The organism is Nostoc sp. LPT (assembly GCF_017115165.1).
GTDB lineage: Bacteria > Cyanobacteriota > Cyanobacteriia > Cyanobacteriales > Nostocaceae > Nostoc.
Genome location: NZ_JABXKF010000005.1, coordinates 70470 through 90589, shown reverse-complemented (window position 1 = coordinate 90589; position 20120 = coordinate 70470). Strand labels below are relative to the sequence as shown.

At 42.7% G+C, this 20120-nt stretch carries 16 protein-coding genes; all 16 read left to right on the top strand.

Going from position 1 to position 20120, the window contains the following annotated elements:
• Nucleotides 1–677 precede the first annotated feature (677 nt).
• The 16 genes from HWQ58_RS01180 (at nucleotide 678) to HWQ58_RS01105 (ending at nucleotide 19798) form a co-directional block, all read left to right on the top strand.
• Nucleotides 678–1388 carry a TVP38/TMEM64 family protein gene (locus tag HWQ58_RS01180; protein ID WP_292856766.1) on the top strand — a complete coding sequence of 237 codons (711 nt, stop codon included), beginning with the start codon at nucleotides 678–680 and terminating at the stop codon, nucleotides 1386–1388.
• A gap of 107 nt (nucleotides 1389–1495) precedes the next feature.
• Entirely contained in the window at nucleotides 1496–2503 is a 1008-nt protein-coding gene (locus HWQ58_RS01175; RefSeq protein WP_292856764.1) for a glycosyltransferase family 2 protein, read from the top strand.
• Between the two features lie 792 nt (nucleotides 2504–3295).
• Nucleotides 3296–5131 (top strand): iron uptake porin, encoded by a 1836-nt coding sequence (locus HWQ58_RS01170; protein WP_292856762.1) that lies wholly within the window; start codon nucleotides 3296–3298, stop codon nucleotides 5129–5131.
• 796 nt (nucleotides 5132–5927) lie between these two features.
• Entirely contained in the window at nucleotides 5928–7553 is a 1626-nt protein-coding gene (locus HWQ58_RS01165) for an FAD-binding protein (protein WP_292856760.1), read from the top strand.
• Entirely contained in the window at nucleotides 7550–7879 is a 330-nt protein-coding gene (locus HWQ58_RS01160) for a 4Fe-4S binding protein (protein ID WP_292856758.1), read from the top strand. The genes HWQ58_RS01165 and HWQ58_RS01160 overlap by 4 nt, the downstream gene beginning before the upstream one ends.
• Before the next feature lie 19 nt (nucleotides 7880–7898).
• Nucleotides 7899–8951 (top strand): ABC transporter substrate-binding protein, encoded by a 1053-nt coding sequence (locus HWQ58_RS01155; protein WP_292856756.1) that lies wholly within the window; start codon nucleotides 7899–7901, stop codon nucleotides 8949–8951.
• 3 nt (nucleotides 8952–8954) lie between these two features.
• Nucleotides 8955–9398: a hypothetical protein gene (locus HWQ58_RS01150; RefSeq protein ID WP_292856754.1), complete on the top strand. Its 444-nt coding sequence runs from the start codon at nucleotides 8955–8957 to the stop codon at nucleotides 9396–9398.
• Between the two features lie 27 nt (nucleotides 9399–9425).
• Nucleotides 9426–10907 carry an amidohydrolase family protein gene (locus HWQ58_RS01145; protein WP_292856752.1) on the top strand — a complete coding sequence of 494 codons (1482 nt, stop codon included), beginning with the start codon at nucleotides 9426–9428 and terminating at the stop codon, nucleotides 10905–10907.
• A 108-nt stretch (nucleotides 10908–11015) separates the two neighbouring features.
• A complete protein-coding gene (locus HWQ58_RS01140; RefSeq protein ID WP_292856750.1) occupies nucleotides 11016–11345 on the top strand; it encodes an MFS transporter in 330 nt (109 codons plus the stop codon).
• Entirely contained in the window at nucleotides 11275–12258 is a 984-nt protein-coding gene (locus HWQ58_RS01135; RefSeq protein WP_292856748.1) for an MFS transporter, read from the top strand. Before HWQ58_RS01140 ends, HWQ58_RS01135 begins: the two co-directional genes overlap by 71 nt.
• Before the next feature lie 47 nt (nucleotides 12259–12305).
• Nucleotides 12306–13793: an amidohydrolase family protein gene (locus tag HWQ58_RS01130; RefSeq protein WP_292856746.1), complete on the top strand. Its 1488-nt coding sequence runs from the start codon at nucleotides 12306–12308 to the stop codon at nucleotides 13791–13793.
• A gap of 359 nt (nucleotides 13794–14152) precedes the next feature.
• Complete coding sequence (locus tag HWQ58_RS01125; protein WP_292856745.1) at nucleotides 14153–15334, top strand: acyl-CoA dehydrogenase family protein; 1182 nt, start codon at nucleotides 14153–14155, stop codon at nucleotides 15332–15334.
• Between the two features lie 129 nt (nucleotides 15335–15463).
• On the top strand, nucleotides 15464–16285 hold the full coding sequence (locus HWQ58_RS01120) for a class I SAM-dependent methyltransferase (RefSeq protein ID WP_292856743.1): 822 nt from the start codon (nucleotides 15464–15466) through the stop codon (nucleotides 16283–16285).
• 324 nt (nucleotides 16286–16609) lie between these two features.
• Complete coding sequence (locus HWQ58_RS01115; protein ID WP_292856741.1) at nucleotides 16610–17638, top strand: aliphatic sulfonate ABC transporter substrate-binding protein; 1029 nt, start codon at nucleotides 16610–16612, stop codon at nucleotides 17636–17638.
• A 153-nt stretch (nucleotides 17639–17791) separates the two neighbouring features.
• Nucleotides 17792–18898 (top strand): aliphatic sulfonate ABC transporter substrate-binding protein, encoded by a 1107-nt coding sequence (locus HWQ58_RS01110; RefSeq protein WP_292856739.1) that lies wholly within the window; start codon nucleotides 17792–17794, stop codon nucleotides 18896–18898.
• 36 nt (nucleotides 18899–18934) lie between these two features.
• Nucleotides 18935–19798 (top strand): TauD/TfdA family dioxygenase, encoded by an 864-nt coding sequence (locus HWQ58_RS01105; RefSeq protein WP_292856737.1) that lies wholly within the window; start codon nucleotides 18935–18937, stop codon nucleotides 19796–19798.
• Nucleotides 19799–20120: the final 322 nt, after the last annotated feature.

Below are 20120 nucleotides of genomic sequence, written 5' to 3'. Positions count from 1 at the left end.
TGTTTTAATAAAGGTTGCGATCGCGGATGATTGGACTCCTTTAATACATACAGCAGTTTTTAGGTAGATAAGTCAACAGGAAAAAATCAAACTATGTGAAGAAAAATTAACTAGCCTACAATCCTCTTCCCTTCTGTCTCCACCAACAACTACCTTATCCCAACTACAAATATTTACGCCGACCTACTTAGATGAGGTACAAAAGACATAAAGAGTTTCTACTTCCTGCCTCAAAACCCATAGCTTTGTACTTTATGTAAAAGAAAACTGCTGTATTTCCTCTAGTACAATGTGGCCACACTACGAATTTTTGAAGAAGAATTCACAATTCAGAATCAAGACGCTCGTTCGCGTAGTGTCTCCCCTTGGGAGAAGACTCGCTAACGCAACGCTTATAGTGGGGGATTTAGACCCGCCACTGAATTGTTGCACCACTAAATGTTCTCTTTCAGAGACGCTCTTGCGTTCGATAAGCGTGGGGGTGCAAAAACGCCCTTGATTCATCCGCTCTTTCGCACAAAATTCATTCTGAATTCTGGCTTCTGACTCCTGAATTCTGTTTTGATCAAAATTAATCTAGCAAAGTACTAGTTTCCAGAACCAAAGTTTTCAAGAATTAATTAAAGGGGAAATTTGAGAAAGATGGGTTGGGTTACAAAAAAAGTAGGAGTATTCTAGTGTGGAACTTGAAAGCTGGTATTTTGCTACTCACACTGAGTTGCATAATTGCGACTGGTATAGCAGTATATCTTCTTGGCGGCATTGAACCAGCACAAATTCAAGCTTTGCTGAAATCTTCTGGTATCTGGGCACCTGTTATTTATATTGCTTTGTACGTTGTAGCAACTATGTTAGTTTTGCCCTCAACGGTGCTTAATTTGACTGGAGGTGCAATTTTTGGGCCTTGGCTGGGTACTGCCTGGACTAGTATGGCAGCAGTGATTGCAGCAATAATTGCCTTTGTTTTTACTCGGACTATTGGACGCCAAACAGTTGCAAAACGATTAGCAGGACGCTGGCAAGTGATGGATGCTGAGGTGCGACGTGGAGGGCTTTTTTATATGTTTGCCATCCGATTAGTACCGATCATGCCCTATGGTTTGGTCAACTTTGTCGCGGGACTGACTTCGATCAGTTTTAAAGATTATGTTCTAGGTACAACACTTGGTACTGTTCCCAGCGTCTTACCTTTTGTACTATTGGGTAGTTCTGGTCTGAAGGCAGTGAATACAGGCGATTTTTTGCCGCTAATACTTGCATTAGGTTTAACTGGAACGCTAGTAGCAGGGTCTACTTGGTATCGCCATCGTCGGACTTTTCCCAAAAAAGCTGTAGAAAGTCTTAAAGAATCAGATTCTTCAGATAACGTCAACGCGAAGAAGAAATAAATTATGGGAATCTAACTTGAGTCTTGCTAGGTATACTGTGAAGCAAACCTTTACGATCGCAAGCAGTCTGTTAGCTTGGCTGTTCAAAAATTAAACCATATTTATAGATGCTACCAAAGTATTCATTCATTGTTCCAATTTATAACGAAGAAGAAATTATTCCAGAACTATACCGCAGACTGAGTGCAGTAATGAATCGGATGGATGGGCTTGTCGAATTAATTTTAATCAATGATGGTAGCCGCGATCGCTCCCTACAATTACTACGAGACCTTCATCAAAAAGACCCGCGCATTTGCTATCTGAGTTTTGCTCGTAACTTCGGTCATCAAATAGCAGTTACTGCTGGTCTTAATTTTGTCCGGGGTCAAGTTATCGTTATCCTTGATGCCGATCTCCAAGATCCACCAGAACTAATTCCCGACATGGTTGAAAAATGGCGACAGGGCTATCAGGTCGTCTACGCTCAACGCACTCAACGCCTTAAGGAAGGATGGTTTAAGCGTTTTACTGCCTACTTCTTTTATCGCATCCTCAAAAAGCTTGCAGATGTAGAAATTCCTACTGATACAGGTGATTTTTGTCTAATGGATCGGCAGATCGTAGATATTCTTAATTCTATGCCAGAACGTACCCGTTATATTCGTGGTCTGCGTTCTTGGGTTGGCTTTCAGCAAACAGCAATTCGGTTCGAGCGCAACCCCCGCTTTGCTGGGGAAGTTAAATACACTTTTAGCAAATCCTTAGCCCTTGCTATCAACGGTCTAGTGTCCTTTTCAATAGTGCCACTGCGGTTATCAACTTACTTAGGGTTAGTAGCGGCGGCGGCGGCCATCTTCATGGCTTTATTAGTTTTGTATTGGCGTCTTTTTGTCCCCCATTCGCCTTTAACTGGGTTTACGATTATTTTGATGGCAATTTTCTTCCTCGGATCTGTGCAGTTAGTCAGTGTTGGCATCTTAGGCGAGTATATAGGGCGCATCTATGAAGAAGTTAAAGCCAGACCCCTCTATACATTGGCAGAGGTAGGTGGTTTTTATCGCAAATCCTCTAACTCAACGAGTAATTCTGACAAACTAAATAATTTAGAAGATCCTAAAAAGACCTCACTCTAAATCCCTCTCCCAAGCTTGGAGAGGGATTTTGAAATTGGCTCCCCTTCTCCCAAAATTGGGAGAAGGGGTTGGGGGATGAGGGCGAATTTTCCATTTGTACAAGAGGTCTATTCGTTTTTCCCGACTGACTATTTCCGGCGATGTCTACGACGGGCTATTCGGCGTCGCAGTTGCTGGAATTGACTTAGCCAAGAATTTTGACATTTCGCCTTATGGAAAAATACTAGGTCTTGCATTGTACCAAGCTCTATGCAAAGATAATCCTAATAATATACGGTAAGTCGATAGAAGTATCGTACTTAGATGATTGATGCTGTCAAAATATAGCTGATTACAAAATAGTGTTTTCAACTAATGTTAATCGGCAAATAATCGCTTGAATTGAAATCAAGCTTTCGTCAATGTCAGTAGCCATTGATGAACTTTGTACAGCATAACTAGAAAAATGGACTTTAGGATGTCTCAAAAGTATCAGTTCATATAGTGTGTGGTTGAGTTCCTCTTAAAAATAGGAAGTCTTTGCTAAGTCCATTATTGTCTAATATCAAGACGTTTTTAGGATTCTTTTAAGCATCAGAATGCTAGTTTGCGGCGAATTCTGGATTGGACATTAAAGTACTTAGTATTGATTTCGAGATTTATCATAATCTTGCGCTTTTTTCAGCAGCTAAAGCTTTGGTGAGTCTATGTTCTAATCGTTTTATATAAATATTAGAACCATAATTTGCCTTGGTTTTCCTGTCTAATCAAGGGCTAACTTATTCATCTTTAAGGTTGAGGAGTTAAGGAGTCATGTCAAAATTTCGCTGGAATTATCGCTCTATAGTGTTCCTGGTTTTGTTGCTAGATATTCTAGCTATCCTGGTTTTTCATCCAGCCAAAAGTCAGGCTGAACTGCCTAAATCTGATGTATCTGCGACTGAAGTAGAAGAGAACAAAGCTCCAGAAGCAGTTGTCAATCAAACAGTAGACACTTCAATTGCACCAGTCACTCGTAAAAAAGCTCCAAACGATCTCCGAGATCGAGTGACACCTGTCTCGCAATTGTTGCAAGTTGCACCGCCAGCTAACAAAAAAGTTCCAAATAATGCAGCAGGGCAAACAACATCCGTCTCACAACTATCAGATATTAAGCCGACAGATTGGGCATTTCAAGCATTACAGTCTCTAGTTGAGCGCTACGGTGTAATTGCAGGATATCCAGATGGTACATTTAAAGGCGATCGCTCCCTAACGCGCTATGAATTTGCAGCTGGGTTGAATGCAGCTTTAGATCGCCTCAATGAACTAATAGCGACTTCGACAACAGATTTAGTCAAACGCGAAGACTTGGATACCATCAAAAAACTACAAGAACAATTTTCTCCAGAACTCGCTCAACTTCGGGGACGCTTAGATAGCTTGGAAGTACGAAATGCGAAGTTAGAATCAACTCAGTTTACGACCACAACCAAACTTATAGCTCGATCTCAGATTGTCCTTGGCGAACTTATAGCAGGCAATAACGTCGTCACTAAGAGACCAGCACCTCACAATGTCACACTTCAAGGCTCAACTTCTTTACGGTTAAACACCAGTTTTAACGGTAAAGATTCACTAGGTATAACAATAGGAGGTGGAAATATTGAATCATTGGGACAAGCACCACCTACTCAGCAAAATCCAACAGGTGGATTATTGGGAACTTATGAGGGGAGAACTGCTGATAACTCCAGTATTACTTTTGCACGCAATACTATTATTCTCAGTGGTGTTCGCTATCGGTTTCTACCTTTTCCAAATACTCAAGTCAACATTTATCCCTTGTCTGACGGAGCTAGTGAGATAGGTCTTTCTGGTCCGGTTAACCCATATTTTGAATCGTCTTCTGTGACTGGTGCTAATGGGATTTCACGATTTTCACGGCGGTCTTTGGTCTATAACTATGGAGATAGCGGCCCCGGAATTGCCATACTCCAGGGATTAGGCAAACAGCTTCAATTCGGGATAGCGTACAGCGCACCAAACGGTGGTAATCCCACACCTAATAACGGCTTATTTACAGGCAGATATTTAGCTTTAGCACAGTTAATATACTACTCCGGTAATAGGAATTTTCGGGTAGCTGCAACTTACGTTAATACCTATAGTCCACCAAATACCATAGGTTTTAGCGGAACAAATTTCGGCCCAGCAGTCGGGAGTAACCTAGTAAACAGTACCGTGCCTGGAGTAGCAACTCTAGGCAACCTTTATGGTCTACAGGCGTTCTATCAAGTTAGTTCCAAGTTGGCAATCAATGCGTGGGTAAGTTATGGGGTACACCGCTATTTGGGGCGCGGAGATGCTGAAGCTATGGATTGGGCCGTAGGACTTGCATTCCCGGATCTTTTTAGTGAAGGTGCTCTAGGGGGGATTTTAGTTGGTATGGAGCCAAAACTCACCAGTCTTAGTAATAATGTAAATTTGGGAAAAGGTTTAGGACAAGCGGACAGAGATACTTCTCTGCACGTTGAGGCATTCTACCAATACAAAATCGGAGATAATATTGAGGTGACGCCAGGTTTGATCTGGATTACTGCACCTGATTCGGATGCCAGCAATCCTGATAGTTTATTTGCTTGGGTTCGTACTGTCTTTAGGTTTTAACCGAATGGTACTCCCCGGACTGAATAAAAATTTTTACATTTGTTTAATTAAAAGTCCGGGGATTCTTAAGTCTTAAGAGAGCGATCGCTCTTAACCCAATACTCTTGGGTTAAGAATATTTGTAGGTTGGGTTGAACGAAGTGAAAACCAACAAACCCACAAAAATGTTGGGTTTCGTTCCTTAAACGCCACATGCTTCTCCCTTGGCGCTAGCCTCTCCCTTTGGGAGAAGGGGAGACGCTGCGCGTAGCTTGCTTAAGAGCAGGGGTACAAGCAGGTGTTCCCGTCCAACGCAGTGGCTCCCCAACCTACGCAAGAATCAGGTTTTTAGCTCTAACTGAACTGTATTGGCTTTTAACCCACAAATGAGACACGTTACACAAGACAAAGCCCAATCCAATTTCGCGTCTCTACTATCCAGACAAAACCGTTTAGAAAAATTTATTAAAATACTGCAAATTTATCGAAATTTAGTATTTTATTATTTTATGAACAAAAATTGGAGAAATCACAAAATACGGTAAAAAGCAAGTTATTGAGAAAAATAACTGCGTTGAGTTTACATAAATTTATGTTTGAAGCTGTTTAGTAAAATGCTTGCTTTTTGTCGCAAACTGTGAAAAACTTTATTATGTTAAACTACGGTTTACCGATCAAGATAAAGTATTTATGCATTATCAAGCTAGTGAGAACCTGTATTAAGGATCGCAATTCCTAGATTTTAAATATTTATTTTGCAGCATGGATGGGATGAAGACTTGATGCTTAAGACTTTATAAGTGGGGGGAAATGGTAGATGCTGAAGACGTTAACAAACGATTTTGAACTCGACTTAGAAGCAGATGTGCTTGTAATTGGAGGTGGGCCAGCTGGAACTTGGGCGGCATGGAGTGCTGCATCAAATGGAGCTAAGGCGATCCTTGTAGATAAAGGGTATTGCGGCACAACTGGATGCGCTGCTGCATCTGGAAATGGTGTGTGGTATGTGCCACCCGATCCAGAAGCACGGGAAACAGCAAAGGCGAGTCGGGAATCGTTGGGTGGGTTTTTAGCCGATCGCAACTGGATGGATCGGGTACTGAATCAGACTTATATAAACGTTAATCAGTTAGCAGAGTGGGGTTATCCCTTCCCTACCGACGATGAAGGTAAACCCTATCGGCGATCGCTGCAAGGGCCGGAGTATATGCGGCTGATGCGGCGGCAAATTCAACGCGCTGGAGTCAAGATTTTAGATAACAGCCCCGCCTTAGAATTACTGGTTGATGACGATGGTGCTGTTGCTGGTGCAACAGGTGTGAACCGTCAGACTGGTGAGAAATGGATAGTGCGATCGCAGTCCACAATCATTGCTACAGGTGGCTGTGCGTTTCTCAGTAAAGCGTTAGGATGCAACGTCCTGACAGGGGATGGTTATCTGATGGCGGCAGAAGCAGGAGCCGAGATGTCGGGTATGGAATTTTCTAATGCTTACGGCATCTCTCCCGCCTTTTCTTCAGTCACCAAAACCCTGTTTTATAATTGGGCAACTTTTACCTACGAAGACGGTACTGTGATTCCGGGGGCAAGTTCTCATAGACGTTCAGTAATTGCCCAGACATTACTGCAACAGGCAGTTTACGCCATCATAGACAAAGCGGCGGAATCGATGCGGGCATCTATGCGTTTAGCACAGCCCAACTTCTTTTTACCCTTTGATCGTGCAGGTATCGATCCATTTACTCAACGTTTCCCTGTCACCTTGCGCCTAGAAGGAACTGTGCGCGGTACGGGGGGAATTCGGATTGTAGATGAGAGTTGTGCCAGTTCTGTACGGGGACTCTATGCGGCTGGAGATGCCGCTACACGGGAACTAATTTGTGGCGGATTTACTGGCGGTGGTAGTCATAATGCAGCTTGGGCAATATCTTCTGGCTATTGGTCGGGGAAATCGGCTGCTGAATACACCCGCAGTTTGGGGGAATACAAAACTCAACGCCATGTTAAGGGAGTTGGAGAAGTAGGATTACAGAGTGGGAGCGATCGCTCCCAAACTTTGGCAACTGATGAAATTATTCAAGCAGTCCAAGCCGAAGTATTCCCTTACGAAAAGAACTATTTCCGTACAGAACAAGGCTTAACCGAGTCTTTGGGTAAGCTAAATCATCTTTGGCAAGAACTCCGCAGTAGCCAGGTAACATCAAATAAAGAGCTAATCCGGGCGCGAGAAGCTACAGCAATGGTAGCCACAGCGCGATGGATGTACAGCAGTGCCATTGAACGTAAAGAAACTCGTGGGATGCACAAACATCAAGACTATCCAGAACTTGATGCTAACCAGCAACATCACCTGATTAGTGGCGGATTAGATCGAGTCTGGGTGAAAAGTCAGCCTTTACAAAGTACAGAAAAATCTTTATCTAAAATAGGAGCAGCAGTGTGATTGAGTTGGTCAGCGAATCGCGGTGCATAAAATGTAATATCTGCGTGAATATTTGTCCAACTAATGTGTTTGAAAAAGTACCTGATGCGCCGCCAACCATTGCCCGACAAAGTGACTGCCAAACCTGTTATATGTGCGAATTGTATTGTCCAGTTGACGCTCTTTATGTAGCACCAGAAAGCGATGTGACGACTTCAGTCAACGAGGCAGAATTGGCAGAAGTTGGGCTACTGGGTAGTTATCGGGAAAACGTTGGTTGGGGACATAAACGCACTTCAACAGCCAAAACGGATCAAACATTCCAAATTTTGAAGCAAATGAAATAGTGCAGCCAAGAAAATAGTTATGCTGTTGTTACCAGTAGGAACAGGTTCTATCAGTAAAAATAAACTTACTTCCAGATTATCAACCTCAGTGGCTTGTGTTCTATTGCTACTAACTACAGCATGTAGCCAAGGCGAAACTAAATCTGCTCAATCCATTGAGGCTGTTAATGTCAACAATGCTGTCGCTGCATCTAATAACATTTCTACCCTACGAATAGGTTATGTAGGTAGTGCAGAACCTACAGGGTCACTTGGTTGGGCAAAAAAAAAGGGAATATTAGAGCGCGAACTGCAAAAAGCTGGGTTTAAAGACATTACTTTTGCAAGATTTCCTAACGGGCCGGATCTAAATGAGGCGCTTGTCGCCGGACAATTAGATGTTGGTTCTTTAGGAGATACACCAGCCATAGTTTTGAAAGCTAGGGGTCAGGAAACCCGACTGCTGCGAATTAGCCAATTTAATACAACGGCCTGGTTAGTAGCGAAAAAGAATGGGGCGCGATCGCTTGCTGAACTTAAAGGTCAAAAAATAGCTACCCAAAAAGGCTCTTATATGCATCGATACTTGCTGGGTCTGTTAGCTGAAGCTAAAATTGCCAAGGATGTAAAAGTTGTTCACTTGATGACTACTGAGGCAAAAGCTGCTTTAGAACGTGGTGATATAGCAGCTTATGCAACTTCAAGTGATCTGGGGCCTTTTCTGAAATCGCAAGGGTTTCCAGTGATTGATTCTTCAGCAAATCATCAGGGTCTTTCCGGGACATCATTAGTTGTTGCAACAGAAAGCTTTCTGGCTAAACAGCCTGATTTTCCCCAAAAATTTAATGCAATTCTCACAGAAGCAGCTAAGGATTTAAAAGCTAATTCTGAAGAATATTATCAGTACCATGCTCAAACTACTAAATATCCCATCGATATTATCAAAGTATCGTTCCCACTCAAACAGGTCTCAGAAGAACCATTACCAGCTGAGGGAGTGAAACTTTTAGAGGGAACAAAGAAATTTTTAGTCTCGCAGGGTTTAGCAAAGTCGGACTTTAAATTAACAGACTGGGTTACTGAAGAAAAATAGGAAATGGGGAGTGGGGGAGATGAGGGAGATGAGGGAGATGAGGGAGATGAGGAGGCAGAAATCAGTAACTTTTTTCAGCAAGAAAAACAAATTTCTGTAATTAAGTCTTTCAAAGGTTCAACTTCTAAGCTCAAAGGTGCAACTTCCAAGCTCAAAGGTGCAACTCCCAGGCTGAGAGGCTCAACTTCCAAGCTCAAAAGTGCAACTTCCAGGCTGAAAGGCTCAACTTCCAAGCTCAAAGGTGCAACTCTCAAGCTCAAAGGTGCAACTCCCAGGCTCAAAGGCTCAACTTCCAAGCTCAAAGGTGCAACTCCTAGGCTCAAAGGTGCAACTCCCAGGCTCAAAGGCTCAACTTCCAAGCTCAAAGGTGCAACTTCCAGGTTCAGAGGCTCAACTTCCAAGCTCAAAAGCTTTTTGTTTTTCTCCTGGCTCATGCCTTTTGACTAATTTATCTAAAAATTCAGGTAAAATGCTATGACTATTGCACTAGACCGTCCACAGAAAACCAAGTCTGCTCAAATTCGGGAAAAACTGGGTTATCCGATCATCGATACTGATGTGCATACCCAAGAATTTCCCCCAGCATTCTTAGACTATTTAGAGCAAGTTGCTGGAACTGCGATCGCACAGCGTTTTCAGGAACATTTACCCGGTGCATCTCGCTCTAAATGGTTTAAGCAATCTTGGGATGAACGCCGCGCTAACCGCACCGCCCGCCCTCCCTTCTGGACTCGTCCCACTAACGATCCGCTAAATTTAGCTACCGTTAGTTTGCCAAAGTTGTTGCACGAACGCTTGCAAGAAGCTGGTACAGACTTTGCTGTTGTGTACCCCAACTTGGCAACGATGGCACCCCACATCGGCAATCAAGAGATGCGGCGGGCTGTTTGTCGGGCAGCTAATACTTACCACGCTGATATTTTCCGCCCTTATAGCGATCGCTTAACACCCATTGCTTCTATCCCGATGAATACGCCTGAAGAGGCGATTGAAGAGTTGGAATATGCGGTGAAAGTGCTGGGACTCAAAGCAATTCAAATCCCCGGACATATCCGCCGTCCGATTCCCGCCTTCGAGAAATATGGCGAAGAAGTAGCCAACGAAGCCATCTGGATTGACACCTTTGGCTTGGATAGCAAATATGACTACGATCCCTTCTGGGCGAAGTGCGTAGAACTGAAAGTTGTACCCACCACCCACTCTTCCGGTATGGGCTGGATAAATCGGCGTTCGATTAGCAATTACCAATACAACCATATTGGTCACTTTGCATCGGCTGCGGAAGCACTATGTAAATCTCTCTTCTTTGGTGGTGTAACTCACCGCTTCCCCACACTCAAGTTTGCCTTTTTAGAAGGAGGTGCAGCTTGGGGTGCTAGTTTGTACACCGATTTGATTTGGCACTGGGATACCCGCAATAAAGACCATTTGGTGGAAAATAACAATCCCGCCAATGTTAATTATGAAGAACTGGTAGAATTCTACACCCGCTATGGTGGTGAACTAGTACATGGTCGTTTGGATCAATTAGGCAGTGGTTTAGGTTTCCACGCTGACTTGGTATCTCCCCTAGAGCCAGGTGATTTGGATGAATTCGCTGTTGCAGGAGTAACGAAGCCAGAGGATATTCGCGATCGCTTCTTGAATCACTTCTACTTTGGTACAGAATCAGATGATACCCGTGTAGCTCAAGCTTTTAACCGTAAAGCTAATCCTTATGGGGATCGTGTTAAAGCATTCTTGGGTTCTGATTCTGGTCACTGGGATGTACCTGATATTACTGCGATCGCTGCCAATACCTATTCAATGGTAGAACGCAAGATTATCACCGAAGAAGATTTGCAATATTTCCTGTCAATTCATCCCTTGGAGTTATACACCAGCCTGAATCGTGACTTCTTCAAAGGTACGGCTGTCGAGAAAGCCGCAGATGAATTTTTGGCAAGCAAGGAGTAGGGGGAGATCAAGCAAACTCATAACTTATTACTCTTGGTTGGCTCATTTTTTCAGCGTTGAAGAAATTGGCTAGGAAATAGAGACTGAGGACTAACAAAGGGATGATGTATGGCGACAGACACCAAAAAATCACAAGTCATGCTCCGTGCTTTTGATTCTAGAAATTTTAACCTGTTCTACACAGGTCAAGCAATTTCTCTGATTGGTACGTCAATGACCCAGGTAGCTACTAGCTGGCTGGTATATCGCCTTACTGATTCGGCTTTGTTATTGGGTGTAGTGGGTTTTGCCAGCCAAATTCCCACATTGGTTTTAATTCCTCTGGGTGGAATCATCGCCGATCGCTCCAAGCGTCACCATATTCTCCTTGTCGCCCAAATTTTGGGAATGCTGCGGTGCTTTAGCTCTAACCTGGCTAGCCCTAAGCGGTACGATTAACATCTGGTACATTGCGTTTCTTGGTGTGTTGCAGGGGATAATCAACGCCTTCGATATTCCAACTCGACAAGCCTTTTTACCGGAAACAGTCAGTAAGGAAAATCTCGGTAATGCGTTTGCCTTGTACTCTTCCCTGGTGAGTGTCACCAGTATGCTGGGGCCAGCGATCGCAGGTTTATTGATTGCGGCTATAGGATCAGGGTTGTGTTTCCTTGTCGATAGTATCAGTTACATTGCTGTAATTATTGCTCTTTTAGCAATAAAGCTTGATCCCAAAAAAGCTGTCATTTCCAGACGCAAACCTCTAGAAGAATTGAGAACTAGCTTTAACTACGCCATAGGGTTTTTGCCAATTCGTTCTATCTTGATTGGTTCGTCTTTAGTCTGCTGCGTCTGGGGATTTTACTTAGCTTTGGGGCCGATTTTTGCCAAGGAGGTTTTACAAGGCGGGCCTAACACCTTTGGTTTCTTGATGACAGCTTCTAGTTTAGGAACCTTAGCTGGTGGTATCTATTTAACTAGGCAAGGAAATGTCAATGAATTAGGTAAAGTTTTGGTACTGGGCATAGCTTTTATGGGAGTGAGCCTGATTGTCTTTGCCCTATCCCGTGTGTTCTGGCTTTCGTTCCTCTCACTTTTGGCGGCTGGTTTCGGCTTTATTTTGCAGATAATTGCTGGACGAACTCTACTTCAGTTGTTAGTGAGCGATGAAAATCGTGGGCAAATCACGGGTCTTTACGTTATGGCATCTACAGGCGCAGTACCTATAGGCAACTTGATAGCTGGTGCACTGGCAAGCCGCATCGGTGCTGTCAATAGTATCATCCTTGGTGCGAGTTTCTGTATTCTCGGCTCACTCTTTTTTATGCAGCAGATTTCTACTTTCCACGAGCAAGTAATGCGTAATTCATAAACTATTACTCATTACTCACCACTTATGACTCAAATTAGGACACTATCATGACGATCGCTCTAGACCGCCCACAAAAAACCAGGTCTGCTCAAATTCGGGAAAAACTTGGTTATCCGATAATTGACACCGATGTACATACCCAGGAATTTGAACCAGCAGTCTTGGATTATTTAGAGCAAGTTGGTGGAACTGCACTTGTCGAACGTTTCAAAGAGAATTTACCAGGAGCTTCCCGCTTCAAGTGGTACAAACAAAGTTGGGAAGAACGTTTTGCTTATCGCAGCAATCGCCCTAACTGGTGGGGTCGTCCCACAAAAAATACTTTGAATTTGGCTACCATTAGCTTACCCAAGTTGCTGCATGAACGTTTGGAAGAAGCAGGTACAGACTTTGCCGTTGTGTACCCCAACTTGGCAACAATGGCTCCAAATATCGGCAACGAAGAAATGCGGCGGGCTGTTTGTCGGGCAGTTAACCACTACCATGCTGATATTTTCCGCCCTTATAGCGATCGCCTCACACCCATCGCCGCCATTCCCCTGCACACTCCCGAAGAAGGGATTGAAGAATTGGAATATGCGGTGAATGTTCTCGGACTCAAAGCGATACAAATCCCCGGTTACGTTCGTCGACCAATTCCTGCCTTTGAGAAGTATGGCAAAGAAGTCGCTAACGAAGTGGTTTGGATTGATAACTTTGGCTTAGATAGCCAATATGATTACGATCCATTCTGGGCTAAGTGCGTAGAACTGAAAGTTGTACCCACAACTCACGCTTCTAGCCAAGGTTGGACAACACAGCGTTCTGTCACCAACGCCCAGTACAATCACATAAATCACTTTGCCTTTGCAGCGGAAGCATTATGCAAATCGCTGTTCTTTGGTGGAGTTACTCGCCGCTTCCCGCAATTAAAGTTTGCCTTCTTAGAAGGTGGTTCAGCTTGGGGTGCTAGTCTATACGCTGATATTATTTGGCACTGGGAAACCCGCAACAAACAACATTTGTTGTCAAATAACAATCCTGCTATTATCGACAAGGAAGCACTTGTTGAGTTGTACACCCGCTACGGTGGCGAACTAGTAGATGGACGCTTAGATAAAATTGGTGACGGTTTAGGATTCCACCATCAACTATTGGCTCCAGAAAATCCAGGCGAACTCGACGAATTTGAACTAGCGGGAATTGATCAGCCAGAAGATGTGCGCGATCGCTTTTTGAATCACTTCTACTTCGGTACAGAATCAGATGATACCCGTGTAAGCCAAGCTTTTAATCGTGCCGCTAATCCCTTTGGAGACAGAGTTAAAGCCTTCTTAGGTTCCGATTCTGGTCACTGGGATGTGCCTGATATCACCGCCGTTACTGCTAACGCCTACTCAATGGCAGAACGCGAAATCATTACCGAAGAAGACCTCCGTTACTTCCTCTCAATCCATCCTTTAGAGTTGTACACCAGTCTTAATCAAGACTTCTTCAAAGGTACAGGTGTTGAGAAAGCCGCAGATGAATATCTGTCATTAGTCATTAGTCATTAGTCATTGGTCATTTGCAAAGGACAAATGACTAATGACAAAGGACAATTTTTTACAACGTTCCATGTTCCATTTCCTCTGTTCACTTGTAGGGTGGGGTCTTACCCACTCTGCATTTCTCCTAAATTCTGCATCTAATGCCAATTTCACAAATAGGACTTATAGACACTTACCGCAGGCTACCGCAGAAGACAGAGAGAAATAAAAGCTTAAAAAATATTCCAAAACTGACGCAAAAATTATCTCTGTATTCTCTGCGCCTGTGTGGTTCGTTTATTTTTATTTTTGGGAAATTCCTAAGTTCTATTAATAAGCATTTTTCTGTGTTTGCCCTAATTACGAATTATAAGGATGATTTGATTATGGTGCTAGATATTACAAAAACAAAGGACTACATTGACATAGCAGCTTCTTTATCCAAGGAACTTGCTCAATCCGCAGTTGAACGGGATGCCAAAGCTGGAATTCCAGAAGAGGAAATTAATCGATTGCGTAAGACGGGCTTGCTACCACTGATTGTACCCAAGCAATATGGTGGCATTGGTGCAACTTGGATTGATGCCTTGAAAATTGTTAGAAAGCTATCAAAAGCAGATGGATCAATTGGTCAATTATATGGTAATCATCTCAATTTGACAGCTTTAGGTCATGTTTCCGGCACGTCGTCTCAAAAGGAAAAATATTATAGAGAAACTGCTAAAAATAACTTATTTTGGGCAAACGCCATCAATACAAAAGACACTAGGCTGAAAATTAATCCAGAAGGTGAGAACTTTCGGGTTAATGGTGTTAAAAGCTTTGGTACAGGTATTTCTGTTGCAGATTATCGGGTATTCTCAGCTTTGGAAGATGGTGTAGAATTGCCCTTCATATTCATAATTCCCAAAGAAAGGGAAGGGTTAGTTTCCAATCAAGATTGGGACAATGTTGGGCAACGTCGCACTGAAAGTAGTAGTTATACATTTAATAATGTCCTAGTAGAAAAAGATGAGATTTTGGGGCCACCAAATCCTCATGATAGTGCCTTCTCAACTTTTCTTGGCATTATTGCCCAGCTAACAAAAACCAACGTTTATCTGGGAATTACCAAAGGAGCCTTCGCCGCCGCTCGTGAATATACTAAAACTACTACTAAACCGTGGATTACATCGGGGGTAGATAGTGCTACTCAAGATCCATATATTCTGCATCATTACGGTGACTTTTGGGTGGAAATTCAAGCTGCGATCGCTCTAGCTGACCGAGCAGCCGAGAAGGTGCAAGCAGCCTGGGAAAAAGATGTAGACCTCACTCATCAAGAGAGGGGAGAAGTAGCGATCGCAGTTTCTGCGTCTAAGGCATTAGCTAGCCGTGTAGGTATAGATATTACTAACCGCATCTTTGAAGTTACTGGAACTCGCGCCACAGCAACTAAATATGGATTTGATCGTTACTGGCGGGATTTACGAACCTTTACCCTCCACGATCCTGTGGACTACAAATTGCGAGCGATCGGCGATTGGGTACTTAACGAGCAGCTACCGGTTATCACGCAATATTCTTAGGGCATTTGTCATTAGTCATTTGTCATTGGTTATTTGTCATTTGTCATTTGTCATTGGTTATTCTCCTCTGCTCCTACTCCCACTCCTCACTCCCTTTTACCAATCTAAAATCTAAAATCCAAAATTGATATGACTCAACTAAAAACACTTCCTACCTACGACCCCAGTTTATTTGAGGGAGCCGCAGAGGGCTACGCTCAATATAGAACCAAATACCCACCGATTGTATTCGACAAAGTAGCCGAAATATTTCATCTCAATGGTCAAGGACGACTCCTTGATTTAGGTACTGGGCCAGGATTAATTTCAATTCCTCTACGAACTAGATTTGAGGAAGTTGTGGCGATCGATCCCGATCCAGAAATGATTGCAGAAGCCAAACGGCAAGCAGCAGCAGTCGGAGCAAATAATATTACTTGGTTAGAACAAGGAGCCGAATTCATCGATTCTAGTTTAGGGAAATTTAAGTTAACCACTATTGGTAGAGCCTTCCACTGGATGGAACGCGAACTAGTGCTTGAGCGCCTTTACGAATTGCTAACTGATGATGGTGGACTAGCACTGCTTCAGACTAATGACAACCCTTGGGAAAGCAATCTACCTTGGAAACAAGCTGCTGTTGGAATAGTAAAGAAATGGTTAGGTGAAGAACGCCGAACTGGACAACGAGGACAAGGCACTCGTAAGCCAGTCGATCCTCCCCATGAAGTCGTCATTGGCAATTTGGCTTTTGTTCGTCAAGAAACCTATGAAGTGCCATTTGAAAAATCTTGGACTGTCGATAGCTATCTTGGCTACTTATACACTACAGCCTTCTCTCTAAAAATTTTCTATGGTGATAACGCTCCAGCATTTGAAAAGGATCTCAGAGAAGCGCTACTAGCAGTTGAGCCGTCTGGACACTTTACAGAAGAACTCAAAGCTACAATTTTAGTCGCTTGGAAGCACTAGCAAAATTGAACATGATTGAAGAATTTAGAAGTCAGAATGGGCTAAACGCCCCGCTACCGCTAACAGAAGCTGAACCGGAGACGCTCCGCCTTTGGTCAGAATCAAGACGCCACAAATTTCAATCTTCCACTAGCACGACCCTGGAGTGGGCCTTTCTCACTCCACTTCCTAAATTTTTCCCTCTCAACTCTTAAATTCTCAGTTCCTCGAGTCGTTATAGGGTGGGTAATACCCACTCTCTTTTCTATTTTAGACATTCCAAAATTCAGTCTAACAAAATAAAAACTCAAAATATCCACTTACCTCAAGAAATTAGATTTAATCATGTTCATAAGCTACAGAAAGTCATGGTTGCCTGCGAATATAGGTCGTTATTTTTTGCTGGCGTTTACGACTTTTCTGTTAGTTACAGGCTGTAGCTCTCCAAGCACTCAAAGCAATACTCCCCAAGTTGAGCCAACTACTGCAAGCTCAAAAAAACTAGAAGTTATCAACATTGGTCATCAGAGTGGTACACCAGGTTTGAATCTACTCAAAGCTCAGGGCTATTTGGAAAAGCGCTTTGCTTCTGATGGTATTGCTATCAAGTGGATAGAATTTCGGGGCGGTCCTCCAATGATGGAAGCAATGGCGGCAAACAGTGTTGATATTGGCAACGTTGGGAATCTACCACCAATTTTTGCTCAAGCTGGTGATAATCCGATTGTTTATGTTGCTGCAACTGGCTCCAACGCAGGCGCTCAAGCAGTTATTGTCCGTAAGGATTCACCAATCAAAACTCTTGCTGAACTCAAAGGTAAGAAAGTTGCTATCCAAAAAGGAACTGCTCTGCAATATTTGCTTTTGAAAGCTATAGCAAGTGCCGGATTAACTCTCAATGATATTCAACCTGTTTACCTGACTATTCCAGAAAGTCAGGTTGCTTTTGAAAGTGCCAGGGTTGATGTTTTACCTACTAGCGATCCGTTTTACGCTCGGAAAGAGCGAGCAAATGAAATACGAGCTCTAGCCAAAGGTTCTGATGTCGCTCCCCAAAGAGCCTACTATATCGCTACACGCAATTTTGCTGAAAATCACCCCGACTTAGTGAAGGTGATTTTGGAAGAACAAAGGAAAGTAGAAGAATGGGCTAAAGCTAACCCCAATGAAGTTGCTAGGTTATTAGCAGCGCAAACTAGACAAGAACCAGAAGTTTGGAAATGGGCTTTAGAAAAACGGCCTATCTTTGGGGTGTTTGATATAACTGATGAATTTGTCGCTGAACAACAGCAGGTCGTTGAACTTTTCTACAATCAAAAACTGATTCCTAAAACTTTTCAAATCAAAGATGCAGTATGGAAACCTAAAAGTTGATTTATTAAAAGAGAATTCAGAATTCAGGAGTAACCAAGCTTCCCTGTCTTCTTATGAGAGGTCTTAGGGGAAAGGAAGAGTTCTTGGGATTATTTAATTCGCAATTAATCATAATCGTTTTAACCACCGATAGAGGAATAAATAAAACAACCCATGCCAGCGTTAAAAGGAAAGTTTGAATTCAGGAAAAACCAGAGAGCAACACGCCGTTCGTTGTTGTTTGCTCTGGGCTACTGCTTAATGCTATCGACGGTCTTATCGAGTTGTGGTGAAGCCAAAAATAACACTCAACAGTCGGCAACTTCGCCTGAATCGGCTGCTTCATCTAGCACTACAGAGAAGTCAACACAGAAGCAAGTAGTGCGGATTGTACGTTCAAAACAACTTACCGCTTTAGCAGTTTTAGAAAAACAGGGTTCCTTAGAAAAGCGATTAGAGCCTCTGGGTTTTAAAGTGCAGTGGGCTGAGTTTGCGGCTGGTCCACAACAGTTAGAAGCCGTGAATGCAAATGGACTGGATATCGCATCTACAGCCGAATCGCCTCCTGTATTTTCACAAGCAGCAGGAGCGCCTCTTGTTTATCTAGCTACTACGCGTCCTAGTGGTAAAGCTATTTCACTTTTAGTTCCTGTAAATTCTCCAGTTAAAAGTGTTACTGATTTGAAGGGTAAAAAAGTAGCTTTCCAGAAAGCCTCCATCGGCCACTACTTATTAGTTAAAGCATTAGAAAATGTCGGACTGAAACTGAGCGATGTCCAATCAGTTTTTTTACCACCAGCCGACGCAAATGCCGCATTTAGTCAAAATAAGGTGGATGCTTGGTATATTTGGGAGCCATTTGCTACTAGAAATGTACAAAATAAAATCGCTCGTGTTTTAGCAGATGGCGGGAAGTTGAGGGATACGGGCAACTTTTACTCAACCTCGCGCCGATTTTATCAGGCTCATCCTGATGTAATCAAAGTGTTTTTAGAGGAGCTAGAAAAGAAAGAAATCTGGACTAAGGATCATCCCAAAGAAGTAGCACAACTGCTTGCTCCTGTAACTCAGCTAGATCCGCCGACTTTAGAAATAATGCATAAGAAATATGATTATGGGCTAGTACCAATTACCGAGAAAACTATTATCAAGCAACAGGAAGTTGCAGATAAGTGGTACAGCCTCGGACTTATCCCCAAAAAGGTAAATGTTAGAGATGGCTTTTTAACGCCTGAAGAGTACAGCAAAATCACTCCCTCTGACGTTCTAGCGAATAAGTAATTATCTGAAGAAAAAATTAAAGCACAGGAGAGTATTATGGCTACCTCGACTTTGACAAAGGTTAAAATTAACCCTATTGATGCCCCTTTGGGGGCTATAGTTACCGATTTTGATGCCAGTCAAGCGATCGCACCTGAAGTTATATTACAACTTAAGCAAGCTCTGCGCGATCGCCACATCTTAATATTCAAAGACCAAAAGCTCTCTGATCAACAGCTTTTGAACTTCGCTCTATACTTTGGGGCACTATTTGTACCATCTGATGAAACTCCAGTCTTAGCTTCTAAACCGGGAAAAACCCCAGTGGTAATTCCGATTTCCAACGTCGATGGCGGCTATACCGGTACTGGAGAACTGACTTTCCATTCTGACCACAAATGGACTCCTACCCCATCTAGCGGTTCGCTTCTTTATGCTTTAGAAATACCAACTCATGGTGGAGATACTTATTGGTTAAACACCAATTTGGCATATCAAGCATTAGATGAAGCCACCAAAGAACGGATTGCAGATTTACAGCTAATTACCTACAACCCATTCTTACAAGACCGGAATGCACCGCGCCCTTTATATCGTTTGGATAAGAATATTCCTTTAATCAGTCCTGTTTTTCCCCATCCTTTAGTTAGAACACATCCAGAGAGTGGTAAAAAGCATCTTTACTTAGATGTTGCTACAGAAGTGGAAATTGTCGGGTTAGAGCCAGAAGAAGGATCTAAACTGATTGAACAGTTGAGGCAACATCTAAATCAACCCAAATTCTACTACCAACACAAATGGTCTGTAGGCGATATTGTCTACTGGGATAATCAAGCTACCTTACATTACCGCCAAGCATTCAATCCGAATGAGCGACGAGTATTAAAGCGGGTTAGTCTTGCAGGTAGTCGTCCCTTTTAGGATTATATAGCTCAGAAGATTAAGCTAATGGGCGTTTAAATATACATTTTATTGGTCAAGAGTCAAGAGTTATTCTGGACTATTGACCAATAAAACTTATCTGAAGATCGTACTTTATGCTTGTAAATCAAAAATAGTAAAAAAATATTTTTTGTTTCAAAACAAGTGTTAATGAATACTTTATTCTCAGACCAAACTTGATACACTCTAAACTGAAATTGATAGTTGTTAGCACTTATTAAAACGCTCCAACAAAAATCATTAAATTTAACTACAGAAAATATATATTATGGGGCTTTTAAAATATTTGCAAAAGCTAAAA